This is a genomic window from Wolbachia endosymbiont (group A) of Phasia obesa (assembly GCF_964028125.1).
Classification (GTDB): domain Bacteria; phylum Pseudomonadota; class Alphaproteobacteria; order Rickettsiales; family Anaplasmataceae; genus Wolbachia; species Wolbachia pipientis.
Genome location: NZ_OZ034764.1, coordinates 122,949 through 137,006, shown reverse-complemented (window position 1 = coordinate 137,006; position 14,058 = coordinate 122,949). Strand labels below are relative to the sequence as shown.

Below are 14,058 nucleotides of genomic sequence, written 5' to 3'. Positions count from 1 at the left end.
AACTTATTTTTGCATTCCACAACTTTGCGACTTACCTGGCTTTATAGCTTCTTGCGCCCATTTTTTCTCACCTGAAGCTATAGTTTCTGAAGGCTGACCAACATCAGACTTCACAACTTTGTCTGATGACTGCTTTTGATTATCATATTCCTTATACAATTTTTCTGCAATACCATTCAGCAATTTTAAGTCTGTATGAATTTTAAATTCTCCACCAGTAATTCCTGCCAGCTTCTTAAGGTCGCCATTAATGCTATCAGCAATTCCTTGAAGAGCAAGCTTTTTTATCTCCTCTGGACTCTTTCCTTTATTTTTAGAGTCAGTTTTAATGTCTTCAATTATTTTTTTAACATCAACTTCAATTACAATTTTATTTTCTTCTCTAAAAATAGTTACATTCGGTAAATCTTTTTTTATTTTATCTAATTGCTCTGGGCTCAAATAAGGTATATCTCCCGTAAGAGTCCTTGATGCTAAAAAACTTACCTTTCCTGTCCCTTTCTTTTGCTCTGTTATTTGTACGCCAAGATCCTTACTAGCTTGTGTGGTTTTTATGGGTGGATCATATTCTTCATGTGGGTTGCCAATAATAGAACGCCCGCCATTTTTTATGTCGTGCCGCATTTCATCCCAGGACTTAAACCAATTCTTTGGCCATATAGGGTATATTGCACCCTTGACTAGGACTTTTACACCTCTACCCAGAAAACTCCCTACTCCCGAAGCTGCATTACCAACTTTAGCTAGTATAGAAGTAGATTTTTCATTTTCTCTTGTTAACATACATACCTCCAAGGTACTTTCTATAACTAAATACATTTTAATTATAGACGAAAAAATTTAAACTTCTATATCCATTATAAGATAGAATTATAGGGATTGCAACCATTATTTGCACATTGTCTAAAACATGTAGTATTCTCGCTACTTTTATTGTTCAATTTATTATAAAGAATACTCTAAATTATGTTTAAATGGAACACAAATAATATCATTGATGCAACTGGCGGAAGAGACGTAAATGGTTGTAATTGGATACATAGCTCAAATATTTCAACGGACACAAGAAGCATAAAAAAAGGTGATTTATTTATTGCACTCAAGGGAAGGAATTTTGATGGCCATAATTTTTTGCATGAAGCGTTTTTAAAAGGGGCTGTCGCTGCAATAGTAAGTGAGGGTAAATATAAAAATTTCCCTCTCATTATTGTACAAGATACCCTGAAAGCTTTGCACGATATGGCATCATACTACATTAGAAATGTTCTTATTGACGCTAAAGTTATTGCAGTTACAGGCAGTGTCGGAAAAACCACTACAAAGGATATGCTACACACTGTTTTATCGCAATATGGAGTGTCCCATGCAAACGAAGGTAACTTAAATAATAATATAGGGTTGCCTTTGACAATTCTAAAAGCTCCAAAAAACTGCCAGTACTTAATCCTTGAAATGGGAATGAATAAAGCTGGTGAAATAAAAGAATTATCAAAGATTAGTAATCCAAATATTGCAGTTATTACCAACATCGAACCTGCACATACTGAAAATTTTTCATCACTATTTGACGTTGCACAAGCGAAGTTAGAAATTCTGTATGGTATGAAAAATAACGGTACTTTGGTTTTAAGCAGAGATAATAAATATTATGATTATCTCTCATCACACGCCAATAGAAATGTAATAAGCTTCGGTAAAGATAAAAATGCTGAAGTTTGTTTACTAAACTTAATAAGAAACGATGAATCTTCTGTCATTTCAGCACTATCTTCTGTCATCCCAGTGCTTGACTACTTGGATCCAGGAAGTTCAATTGCAAATGAGCATATCAGACGGTTGTATAATAAAGACTGGATTCCAGCGTCACGCGCTGGAATGACATCAAACCGAGTTGCTAATAGATTAAGTTTAAAAATCAGGCTGAGTGATAATCAAATTATAAACTGTAATTTACGTGTACAAGGTGAGCATTTTGCTTATTCGCTACTTGCTGTTGCAGCAGTTGTGCAAAGCCTCGGACTTGATTTATCAAAATTACCACTTGCACTTAAGAATTTTAGTGTAGCGAAAGGTAGAGGCAATATTCATAAGATCAAATACAATAGAAAATATATACATTTAATTGATGACTCCTATAACGCCAGCCCTGCTTCGATGAAAACTGCAATAAAAACTTTGAGTACATATTCTAATCAGAGAAAAGTAGCTTTGCTTGGTGATATGTTGGAACTTGGTGATGAAAGCATAGAGTTTCATACAGATTTGGTTAAGATTATCACAGAAAATAATATAGATAAAGTTTATACAGTTGGTAAATTTATGTTAGAATTGCATGAGCTTTTGCCAGATAATATAAGAGGCACGCATTTTAATGATTCTAATCAATTGAAAAGTGATTTAGCTAACATTATTCAGAATAATGACGCAATTCTAGTTAAAGGCTCACGAGGAATGAAAATGGATCTTATTGTACGGGAATTCGTAATAAAATATTAAGCGAAATCATTGTATTAATTTACAGTAACAAATTATTAGGAACTTTAATTGTGACAAAACGTGTAATTATTTTTGGTGGAACGGGGTTTATAGGGAAACACATCGTAAGACGCTTGGCAGCAGAAGGATATTTAATAAAGATATTCACTCGTAATCAGGAAAAAGCTGCTTGTTTAAAATTGTGTGGCAATTTAGGACAAATATCAATATTTAAAGGCGATTTTTTTGATGAAAAATCAGTTCTGGATGGTATGGAAGAATGTGATGTAGCTATAAACTTAGTGGGAATATTATATGAAGCAAAAAAGCACGATTTTTACGCTGTTCACGTTAAAATAGCTGAAAGGATAGCAAAAGCTGCAAAAATGAAAAATGTACCTATGATGATACATTTTTCTGCTATGGGAATAGAAAATAGCAAGTTGTCAAAATATGCCAAAAGTAAATTGGAAGGTGAAAAAGCTGTAACTTCAGCATTTCAAGAAGCAATAATAATTAGGCCAAGCCTTGTATTTGGTAAAGAAGACAACTTCTTTAATAAATTTGCAAGATTAGCAACTATTCTTCCTTTCTTACCACTAATTGGCAATGGAACAACTAAATTTCAGCCAATATGTGTAACAGACTTAGCTGAAGTGGTATATCGTATTATCAGTTTTAATAAGCAAGACAAGAAAATTTATAACATGGGTGGACCAAAGGTTTACTCTTTCAAAAGCTTATTGAAGTTTATTCTGAATGTTACTAACAGAAAGTGTTTGTTGGTCAATGTATCTTTTCCAATGGCAAAGTTAATAGCTTTCTTTTTAGAAAATAAAATTATTTCTATGCTGCTAAAACCAATAACCGGAGATACGAACCCTATGCTTACTCAAGATCAGGTGAAAGTTATGATGAATAGTTCAATCGAAAAGTCAGTTGACCTTGAAACAATGAAGGTTCGACCATTAGCAATTGAAAATGTGGTGCCAGAGTACTTGAAGATTTATAGAAAGTATTGATAAAAGAGTGTGCCCGGTGGGATTCGAACCTACGACCCACAGCTTAGAAGGCTGTTGCTCTATCCAGCTGAGCTACGGGCACACAACATATATAAAATGCTTCTTAGTACAAGTGAAGTCAAGTACTTCGTGTGAATATGATGTTTATCTTGCGACACCTTGTCATTGCAGTTGTGTGTCGCGCGCTGCCAAAATTGGATGCGAGAAGTCTATTTATTTTAGAAAATATTATATAGAAACTTACTTGACACCCTTCGCCAGCGCCCTTATCATGATAGTGAAGCTATTGTATTTGCTTTCGCCAATCTGCAGATTAAAAGGTAAGGATTACTTAATGTATCGGCGTCTTATGTTCAATTTTTTGCAGTATATAGATACTGTATGTCTTTACAAAACTTCATCTACATCTAGATTTTTATCTAAATAAGCTGAACGCGCTTATAAAGCGTTACAAGACATCAAAAAATGCCAATACTCGACAGAGATAGTAAAAGACTAGCTAACTCGGGGATTCTTTGTCTTTTTTTCTGCTTAGTAAATTTCTTAAACATTTGCAGCGTAAGTTAGTTGCAATTAAAAGCGGCTGAATCTCGCTTGTCAAGCGTTTAAAACATAAAAAACGCCAATATTTTAAAGCGGATAATAACCCCAGGGTTTCTTTTGCCTTTTTTTTCATTTGGTAAATTTCTTAATATTTATAGCTAAACAACAACCGTCATCCCGCTACGTGTTAGCGGGATCTATGCTTTGAGATACCGCGAATGAATCGCGGTATGACGGTGTAGATGATGGTTAAGTAATTCGTCATCCCGCTGCTTGTTAGCGGGATCTCTTGTTAGCGCCGCGGCGGTATGACGTAGGATTGTTGTCATTCCGCTACTTGTTAGCGGCTGAGATACCGCGGCGGTATGACGGTTCACGGCGGCATAGTAATTCATCATCCCGCTGCTTGTTAGCGGGATCTCTTGTTAGCGCCGCGGCGGTATGACGTAGGATTGTTGTCATTCCGCTACTTGTTAGCGGCTGAGATACCGCGGCGGTATGACGGTTCGCGGCGGCATAGTAATTCATCATCCCGCTGCTTGTTAGCGGGATCTAGAGATACCGCGACGTCTCACCTATAGCCTTCAGTGCTCCTTTTTTTGTCATCCCAGCGTCACGCGTTGGTTTCAACATTATATCATGAACTTTCTAAAATTCATTGAACTGTGCTTTCAAACGGTAGTGCCGGGGTGTGAGTATAACGATTATCAGTATATAAAAGTCATAGCAGATAGGCTGGAAGCAGCGAGCGCTGGTGAAGTGAAACGAATAATATTCAATATGCCTCCGCGCTCGATGAAGTCCATGTGCATAAGCGTTGCGTGGCCCGCATGGATACTGGGAAACCAACCAACTGCGAGAATAATAGTTGCAAGTTATTCTCAGCGGCTCAGCGAAAAGCACTCGCTCGACACCAGGTGCGTGATGCAGTCTAGTTGGTATAGAGCGCTATTTCCAGAGATAGAACTATCCAAAGACCAGAATACCAAATATAAATTTCAAACAGTGCAGAGAGGATACAGAATCGCAACATCAGTTGGTGGAACACTAACTGGTGAAGGTGGTGATTTTATCATTGTGGACGATCCGCTCAGTTCTGCTCAAGCTTTGAGTGAAACGCTTAGAAAGCGTGCCACAAACTGGTTTGATCAGACTTTAGTAACCAGGCTGAACGATAGAAAAAAAGGAGTCATCGTTCTTGTAATGCACAGGCTACACCAGGAGGACTTAACTGGACACCTTCTCTCCAAGCCAAAAAACATATGGCATCATATTTGTTTGCCAATGATTTCTGAAAATAAGCAGGTTATTTATTCAATCAAAAAGCCAATACCTCCCGTTCCTATCATCCGAGTAGCTCAGCACTGTGCGACCAGGCGATTATATAATAAACCAGCGTCACCTGTAAGGATATTATATTCAAGAGAAGAAGGTCAGTTGTTATATCCCCTCGATGGAGGAAAAGAAGAAGTTGAGATAATAAAAGCTGAACTTGGGAGTTACACTTTTGCTGCTCAATATCAACAAAACCCTCTGCCGCTTTCAAGTGGTATAATTAAACCAGAGTGGTTGAAACGCTATAAAAAATTTCCTGATAATCTCTCGCATATAACACAAAGTTGGGATACTGCGGTTTCAACAAGTAACATGAGCAACTTTAGTGTCTGCACCACCTGGGCAAAAATAGATAATAAATTCTATTTACTCGACGTATATCGCGCAAAGCTTGAGTATCCAAAGCTTAAAGAACAGGTTTTGTCACTAGCTGCAAGATGGACGCCACACGCAATTTTAATCGAAGCAAAAACAAGTGGTCAACAATTGGTGCAAGAGCTAAAGACAAACAGTGATTTACCGATTATTGAAATAGTGCCACATGATGACAAGCTCACTCGATTTCATCAAATTGTTCCGATTATAGAGTCTGGCAAGGTTTTTCTGCCACATCAAGCAGTATGGCTGAACGATTTTGAGTATGAGATTTTAATGTTTCCTGAAACGCGCCACGACGACCAAGTGGACAGTACCGTGCAATATTTGCAGTGGGTGAGAAACAGTACCTACAGGGTTGCAGTTATACGAGCATTGTGATTTGAGTCTACCAGTACTGGGATGACAGCTAGGAGACAACCGTCATCCCGCTACTTGTTAGCGGGATCTATGCTAAAAGATACCACGGCGGTATGACGTAGAACTGCTGCTTGTTAGCGGATGAGATACCGCGAATGAATCGCGGTATGACGTAGGACTGCTGTCATTCCAGTGTCAGCTACTTTCATGACACCGTCTACTTTGTAAAATTCACAAGAACCATTAAAATATTTTTTTACTTTTCATTGTATATTTCTCAACATATTATCTTTAAGTACTAAAATAATTAACAATATGGCATTATTAATAGTTGAATCACCTGCGAAAGCAAAGACAATAGGTAAATATTTGAGTAAAGAGTTCAAAGTAGCTGCATCCTTTGGACATGTGAGGGATCTTCCAGCAAAAAACGGTTCTGTCGATCCGGATAATGATTTTGCTATAAAGTATGAAACCATTGAAAAAGCAGAAAAGTATATAAAAGAGCTAGTAAAAGCCGCAAGCAAAACATCAGATATATATCTTGCAACAGACCCAGACAGAGAAGGGGAAGCAATGGCTTGGCATGTGATAGAGACATTAAAAGAAAAGAAAGCAATCAGTAATGAAAACAACATTTATAGAGTAGTCTTTAATGAGATAACAAAAAGAGCAGTACAAGAAGCAATAAAAAATCCACGTGAAATTAATATGGATTTAGTGCGTGCACAACAAGCACGTAGAGCTTTGGATTATCTAGTTGGATTTAGTTTGTCACCACTGCTGTGGACAAAATTGTCGGGAAGCAAGTCTGCAGGGCGAGTGCAGTCTGTTGCATTAAAGATTATATGCGAACGAGAAGATGAAATTAGTAAATTTATAACACAGGAGTATTGGAGCATAAAAGCAGAAATGCAAAATAGCAAAGATGAGGCTTTTTTTGCTATGCTAAGCCACTATGACAATAAAAAGCTAGAAAAATTTGATATTAAGAATGAAGAAGAAGCAAAGAACTTAGTCAGGGAGATTGAATCAAGGCAATATGCTGTAAGCACAGTAGAACGCAAGCAAGTTAAGAGAAACCCGCTTCCTCCGTTTATTACTTCAAGTCTTCAGCAAGATGCAGTGAATAAACTGTATTTTAATGTGAAAAGTGTTATGCGCATAGCGCAAAATTTATATGAAGGTATCGATATTGGTGGTGAAACTGTAGGGTTGATAACTTACATGCGTACAGATGGGTTTCATATTGCAGATGAGGCTATAAACTCAATTAGAGGGTCAATTAAGTCATTATATGGTGATAAATATTTACCGCAGTCTCCTCGTAAATATGTAAAAAAGGTCAAAAATGCTCAAGAAGCACATGAAGCAATTCGTCCAACTGATATCAATAGAACGCCGGGTAGTATTAAGGATTACTTAACGCCAGAGCAATTTAAATTGTATGATTTAATCTGGAAAAGGACCATTGCAAGTCAAATGGAGTCGGCGATTCTTGATCAAGTGGTAGTCGAAATTAGTTCTACTGACCAGAAAGTAATTCTGCGAGCAAGTGGATCAAGTATATTCTTTGATGGTTTTTATAGAGTCTACCAAGATAACATAGAAGCCGAAAATGAAGGCCTGCTACCTGCCATGAAGGAAGGGGAAGCGTGTAAGCTGATTTCAGTTGAGCCAAAACAACATTTCACTCAACCGCCACCTCGTTATAGTGAAGCAAGTATCGTAAAAAAAATGGAAGAAATCGGTATAGGTCGACCATCAACTTATGCAACAATTATTTCGGTATTACAAGATCGTGAGTACGTTTCATTGGATAGCAAAAGGTTTATTCCAAGCAGCCGCGGTAAAATCGTTACTATATTTTTAGAAACTTTTTTTCAGCGTTGTGTAGAGTATGATTTCACAGCACAAATGGAAGAGAAGCTTGATTTAATTTCAAATGGACATGCAGATTGGAAAAAAGAATTAGGCCACTTTTGGGTGCCATTTTTTGGTCATGTAAACTCTGTCAAGCAAATGACGCATGATGAAGTTTTCAGCGGCATTCACGATTTGGTAATCGATTGGTTTTGTTCAGAAGAAGGAAAAAAAGAGGTGAATACAAAATGCCCTGCTTGCTCTGATGGCATATTGAAATTGAACTTTGGAAAAGTCGGGGTGTTCCTTGGATGTTCTAATTATCCTGAATGCAACCATACAAAAGAAATTACGGGCAGTAACGACAATTCAGAATATCCAAAAAGTTTAGGTATAGATGATATAACAAACCAAGAAGTGATGATCAAAAAGGGTCCTTTTGGACTTTATCTGGAGTTTAATAACGAGTTAAAAAAGAAAAAAACGGTTTCCATACCAAAAGATATAAATGTTAATGAGATTGATCTGAGCACCGCTACTCAGTTACTTTCCTTGCCAAAAGTAATCGGAGAACACCCTGAAACCGGAAAGGAAGTAAAAATAGGCCTTGGGCGATTTGGGTACTATATTTTCTATGATGGTAGATACTTTTCTCTTAAGAAAAGCTCCAAAGAGGTGCTGAATAGAGAATTGAGCGAAGTTGTACAAATTATTGCAAACAGTCCATGCAAAGAGTTAAAATCTCTCGGGGTTAATGAAAAGGGAAAAGAAGTTTTTATCTGCAACGGTAGGTACGGATTCTATATAAAATGCGGTAAAACAAACGTTGCTTTGGGCAAGAGTGCAGATATTGAAAGTATAGATCTGGAGAAGGCTTTAGAGTTGATTAAGAATAAGAAGTAGACTTTTATTGAAATATTAGGTAAAGTTAAAATATACTCTAATAATGCGGTGGGATAAATGATATTTTACACACAGGGCGACACTCCAGCTTTATATAGGTTAGATTACACGGATGTAAGTAAGTTAGTAGGCATACCAAATATCACAAGACTTGATTTAACTGAGTGCAAGATTAGTGTTGAAGTTGCAAGAGAATTAGCTAAGCTTATAAATCTTACTTCACTTGATTTAAGTGAGTGCAAGATTAGTGTTGAAGCTGCAGGAGAATCAGCTAAGTTCACAAATCTTACTTCACTTAATTTAGCTGGGCACAAGATTAGTGTTAAAGATGCAAAAGAATTAGCCAAACTTACAAATCTTACTTCACTTCATTTAGGTAAGTGCAAGATTAGTGTTAAAGATGCAAAAGAATTAGCCAAACTTACAAATCTTACTTCACTTCATTTAGGTAAGTGCAAGATTAGTGTTGGAGTTGCAAAAGAATTAACCAAACTTACAAATCTTACTTCACTTCATTTAGCTGGGTGCGAGATTAGTGTTGAAATTGTAAAAGAATTAGCTAAGCTCAAAAATCTTACTTCACTTCATTTAGCTGGGTGCAATATTGGTGTTGAAGTTGCAAAAGAATTAACCAAACTTACAAATCTTACTTCACTCAATTTAATTGGTTGCAAGATTAGCAATGAAGTTGCAAAAGAATTAGATAAACTCAAAAAAAATCTTCCTTCACTTAATATAATTGGTTACAAGATTAGCGGTAAAGGTGCAAACGTAAAATTGCAGGATGAGGTATCAAACTCGCAAGAAAAACTTAAAAGCAGTAGCAAATACTATATTTGTGGAGCAACAGTTGGTTTAGTTATTGGTCTAGTTGCAGCATATTGTTTAGGGGCTGCTGCTTTAACTCCTGTTGGTGTTTCTGTTGCAGCGTTTATTGCATCTGCTGTGGTTGGCGCGTTACTCGGAGCTGGGGTGGGTTATGCTGTGAGTACATATCTTGAAAGCACTGAATTAAACAATATGCAACCACGAAGGAGTTGTTGAAGATCCGTGTTAAATTCTAGTACAGGAGCTTTTTTCTAATGCTAAAGTTTACAGTTGAAACAAACCACCTGGCCACGTGGAACTGATTTCAGTTTATCAGTTGAAACTTGATTTGAGCAGAGTATGCATTTTATTGTGTTGCTTGGAGTAAGTGAGTTATCAACAGCAATTCTATCATCAAAAACAAAACACTCACCTTCCCAATTATCATTTTTATTATGAGTTTTTTCGAGGTAAGAAAGAATGCCGCCTTTCAGGTGGTACACATCGTTAAATCCAAGATTTTTCATGTACGCTGTTGATTTTTCGCATCTAATTCCACCAGTGCAGTACATAGCTACTTTCAGGTCTTTACTCTCAGAAAATGACTCTGTCCACTGAGGAAACTCACGGAAACATTGTGTGTGTGGATTAATTGCATTCTTAAACTTGCCTAATTTCACTTCATACTCGTTTCGTGTATCTATTACTAAAACGTCAGGTTGAGAAGTAAAATCATCCCAATGCTCTGGATCAACATATTTACCCTTCAGGGAAATATCAAGATTGCTTACACCAAGATTCACAATCTCTCTTTTTAATTTTACCTTCATCTTGCTAAATGGTTGATATTCTGCTGCACTCTCTTTCCATGTAAGGTCCCTTAGCCTATAATCAGAACGTAGAAAATCGAATATTTTATCAATTGCGTTTCTTTCACCAGATATTGTTGCATTAACACCCTCTTCTGCAAGGAGTATAGTGCCCTTTAACTCAACGTTGTTGCATGTAGCTTTTATTTCGTCTTTCATGTCATAATAATTAGAAAGTTCTACAAAATGATAGAAAGTTGCAATGACGAAGCTCATGATTATTCACTTATCAACTAAAAACATGATATACAAAATTATAAAGATATTCAATAGTACGGCTGTTAATTACTGGATATCTTCAGTTTTTACATATAACATTTTAATATAAAATATAGATTCAAATTAATGTTTTTAAGAGTATTTAAAAATATATTCTTATTTCTAGTAAGTATATTATTCGTCTGTCCAATATTATCATTAATATCAATTCTATTTACAGATACAGCAAATTCCGGATGGGTAATCAGCACACTTTTCCCTGAATATATACTGAGTACGTTAATTTTGATGATAGGAGTGGGGGGAATATCTTTCATATTTGGAGTAATTCCAGCGTGGCTCACCACATTTTTTTCATTTCCTGGAAGTAAAATTTTTGAGATTGCTTTGTTCTTTCCGATATCGATTCCTGGATATATAGTAGCGTTCGTCTATGTAAATACACTAGAATTTTCAGGTCCAGTGCAGAGCTCATTAAGAGACATTTTAGAGTGGAGCAAAGGTGACTATTGGTTTCCTGAAATAAAATCCCTAGGTGGTGGAATATTAGTAATGGGATTTAGTTTATATCCATACGTTTATATGTTAGTCCGCTCAAGTCTAAAGAATGTTAGTAACTCAGTCACTATTGCATCAACACTTGGGTTCTCCTCATTGAAGAGCCTGTTTTCTGTCATCATACCCTCCATACGCCCATCGATTATAGCTGGGTTGTCTTTGGTACTAATGGAAGTAATTACAGATTTCGGCACACCACAGTTTCTTGCTATCGATACTTTTACGACGGGAATATATCGCACCTGGTTTTTACTGCATGACAAATATTCAACTACTGTTTTAGCAGTTGCAGAATTAATTTTCGTTGTGATACTAATAGCTATCGAAAAAAAACTACAAAAAAAAGGAATATCTTACTCTTCAATCAATACCAATTCAGATTATCACAATAAACGGAGTATAAGTGGCGCTATACCGTTGATCTTTGCTTATCTTATGTGTGTATTGCCGATATTAATAGGTTTTATTTTGCCAATGATTCCGCTCATATATTGGAGCATAGAGAAGGGGTTTTTCATATACGAAGCAAGATTCTATAACATAATAGCAAATAGCATTAGTTTATCATTTATCACCGCATTAATCTCAATTAGCATTGCAATAATGATTGGATATACGGCGCGTAAAAATAAGGTAATCAACAATATAGCGCGTCTCATTTCTTTAGGCTACGCAATTCCAAATGCAATTATCGCAATTAGTATAATAATATTTTTAAGCAGAATATCCTCTTTCATTACTCAATATGTTGTGGAAATTAGCTTAGTAGGAACTATTGGCGCATTAGTTTACTCATATTTATTCCGTTTTTTTGCTATATCTTTCAAGGCGGTAGAGTCAGGGCTCAAAAAAACACCAAATGAAATTGAGTGGACTGCATATACCATGGGTCACGGACCTATTTCCACATGTTTGAATGTTCATATCCCTCTCATCAAGAAGAGTATATTATCGGGATTTTTGCTCGTATTTATGGATACTATCAAAGAGCTCACAGCAACACTCATTATAAGACCATTTAATTTTGAAACTATATCAACTAGAATATATGAACTTGTAAGCGATGAGCGCTATAGAGAAGCTGCCCCATTTTCGTTAATAATAGTTATAATAGGCTTAATCTCTACAATAACCTTATTTACACTTGATGATAAGGATAAAAAATAAACGTAACTGTTCACAGATTTCCACTTAATTCTTCAATCTCACTAATAGAAAGGCCAGTAAACTTAACAATAGTGTTGACATCAACATTATTAGCCAGCATTGCTTTTGCGACTTCAATTTTCCCTTCAATTTTCCCTTTCTCTATACCTTTTTGTATACCTTTCTCTTCAGCAAGATCAAGTCTGTATTCAAGAATAGCTTCTTCTTTGCGTAGATCCATTATCCTTTCTTCATAGGCTACTAAATCTTTTTCGTTCCAACGAAACTTGTCTAATTCATCATATGCTAGCTTTATTATTGGCGCTTTTTCTGCTATCTCTTTTAAGTCCTCTTCTGTTGTTTCTTCTGCGTATTTAAAAAAGAAACACCACCTTTCTACTATACTTTCTAACTGCTCTACTTTATTTTTTGCGAATTTAGGCAACTCAATAAAGACAAACTGAAAATCTTTTAAGTAATGGCCGTTAGTTTTTATATCACGTATATTGTGAGTAGAAATATAATCAACTTCTTCAGGAAGTAAGTTACAATTTGATATAGCAATAAAGAAGACTTTCTTTAAATCAATGTAGTTGCCAGATTTATCTAATTGTCTTGAGTAGGCTTTAGCAGCATAGAGTTGTGCGCGCTTTTCAAAGCCCTTGTCTCTAGCGAGCTGCATTTCTGCTATATATCTATTTCCGTGAGAATCCTTGCAGAGAACATCAACAATACTTTGTTTATCAGAGGCAACTTCGGGATCCATAATAGTGCTAAGAAACTCAACTTCTTGTATTGCATTTATCTCAGTAAACCCTAAAATATCGTTCAAAAAGTGGGTCAGGATATTCTTATTTTTTTCCGTTCCAAAGATTTTTTTGAAACACAAATCATTGCGAGGATCGAGAAATTTTGAAAGAGCCATAGCCAAAGTGCTTAAAAATATTAATAATTATACACTATTATTAACAATTATTCAACCATATTTTTGAAGATAGCTATAGCTAACACGTCATAACCGCCACGAACCGTCATACCGCGATTCATTCGCGGTATCTTAGCATAGATCCCGCTAACAAGTAGCGGGATGACGATTGTGTATCGTGCTTTGCTAAAAATCACAGAATGCAGTCTGGTTACAAATAAACTATTTTGATAGTTAATGGGGTCTAGTTTTGACGTATGAACTATCCAAAGAAAAGGGTGGTATCATAACCTCAAAAATTTTTATGCTTTCTTCATTCAGAAATTCATACTTACCCTGCATTATTCCTGACGGTGCATTTAAGTATGTTCCACTTGTGTATTTGAATACCTCTCCAGATTTTATCACAGGTTGTTCTCCGATAACACCAACTCCGGCAATTTCATTTACTTTTCCCTTATAATCTATTATTTGCCAATGACGACTTAACAATTGAATAGTTGATTGGCTTTTGTTTTTTATCTTAACGTTATACATCCATACATAGCAATTTTCATAAGGAATGGATTGCTCTTCAATATAAATTGGTAAAACTGTAACTTCAACAAAGTTGGTAGTTAGTGTGTATTCTAGAATCATTATAGAATATTCATGATAA

General features: G+C 36.0%; 10 protein-coding genes and 1 tRNA gene. 6 read left to right on the top strand and 5 right to left on the bottom strand.

What is annotated here, in order from left to right; all coding sequences use genetic code 11:
* Positions 1–3: 3 nt before the first annotated feature.
* Positions 4–783 carry a hypothetical protein gene (locus ABWU29_RS00675; RefSeq protein WP_015589395.1) on the bottom strand — a complete coding sequence of 260 codons (780 nt, stop codon included), beginning with the start codon at positions 781–783 and terminating at the stop codon, positions 4–6.
* 183 nt (positions 784–966) lie between these two features.
* Between ABWU29_RS00675 and ABWU29_RS00670 the strand changes: the two genes are divergently transcribed.
* Both ABWU29_RS00670 and ABWU29_RS00665 read left to right on the top strand, forming a co-directional pair.
* Positions 967–2,496, top strand: coding sequence for a UDP-N-acetylmuramoyl-tripeptide--D-alanyl-D-alanine ligase (locus ABWU29_RS00670; protein WP_015589396.1), 1,530 nt, complete (start codon positions 967–969; stop codon positions 2,494–2,496).
* A 50-nt stretch (positions 2,497–2,546) separates the two neighbouring features.
* Positions 2,547–3,497, top strand: coding sequence for a complex I NDUFA9 subunit family protein (locus tag ABWU29_RS00665; protein WP_015589397.1), 951 nt, complete (start codon positions 2,547–2,549; stop codon positions 3,495–3,497).
* An 8-nt stretch (positions 3,498–3,505) separates the two neighbouring features.
* Here the strand turns inward: ABWU29_RS00665 and ABWU29_RS00660 are convergent.
* Positions 3,506–3,579 (bottom strand) — tRNA-Arg (locus ABWU29_RS00660).
* A 1,100-nt stretch (positions 3,580–4,679) separates the two neighbouring features.
* On the opposite strand from ABWU29_RS00660, the gene terL reads away from it, so the two are divergent.
* The 3 genes from terL to ABWU29_RS00645 all read left to right on the top strand — a co-directional run bounded on the left by terL (position 4,680) and on the right by ABWU29_RS00645 (position 9,920).
* Complete coding sequence (gene terL, locus ABWU29_RS00655) at positions 4,680–6,131, top strand: phage terminase large subunit (protein ID WP_353280044.1); 1,452 nt, start codon at positions 4,680–4,682, stop codon at positions 6,129–6,131.
* Between the two features lie 294 nt (positions 6,132–6,425).
* Positions 6,426–8,876, top strand: coding sequence for a type I DNA topoisomerase (gene topA / locus ABWU29_RS00650; protein WP_353280042.1), 2,451 nt, complete (start codon positions 6,426–6,428; stop codon positions 8,874–8,876).
* A 57-nt stretch (positions 8,877–8,933) separates the two neighbouring features.
* Positions 8,934–9,920 (top strand): leucine-rich repeat domain-containing protein, encoded by a 987-nt coding sequence (locus tag ABWU29_RS00645; protein WP_353280040.1) that lies wholly within the window; start codon positions 8,934–8,936, stop codon positions 9,918–9,920.
* A gap of 41 nt (positions 9,921–9,961) precedes the next feature.
* On the opposite strand, the gene ABWU29_RS00640 is transcribed toward ABWU29_RS00645, so the two are convergent.
* Positions 9,962–10,768 carry a rhodanese-related sulfurtransferase gene (locus tag ABWU29_RS00640; protein WP_015589401.1) on the bottom strand — a complete coding sequence of 269 codons (807 nt, stop codon included), beginning with the start codon at positions 10,766–10,768 and terminating at the stop codon, positions 9,962–9,964.
* Between the two features lie 129 nt (positions 10,769–10,897).
* On the opposite strand from ABWU29_RS00640, the gene ABWU29_RS00635 reads away from it, so the two are divergent.
* Entirely contained in the window at positions 10,898–12,496 is a 1,599-nt protein-coding gene (locus ABWU29_RS00635) for an ABC transporter permease (protein WP_015589402.1), read from the top strand.
* 10 nt (positions 12,497–12,506) lie between these two features.
* On the opposite strand, the gene ABWU29_RS00630 is transcribed toward ABWU29_RS00635, so the two are convergent.
* Together ABWU29_RS00630 and apaG are read right to left on the bottom strand one after the other, a co-directional pair.
* Positions 12,507–13,400, bottom strand: coding sequence for an Rpn family recombination-promoting nuclease/putative transposase (locus ABWU29_RS00630; protein WP_015589403.1), 894 nt, complete (start codon positions 13,398–13,400; stop codon positions 12,507–12,509).
* 234 nt (positions 13,401–13,634) lie between these two features.
* Positions 13,635–14,036 (bottom strand): Co2+/Mg2+ efflux protein ApaG, encoded by a 402-nt coding sequence (apaG, locus tag ABWU29_RS00625; RefSeq protein ID WP_179949601.1) that lies wholly within the window; start codon positions 14,034–14,036, stop codon positions 13,635–13,637.
* Between the last annotated feature and the right edge of the window lie 22 nt (positions 14,037–14,058).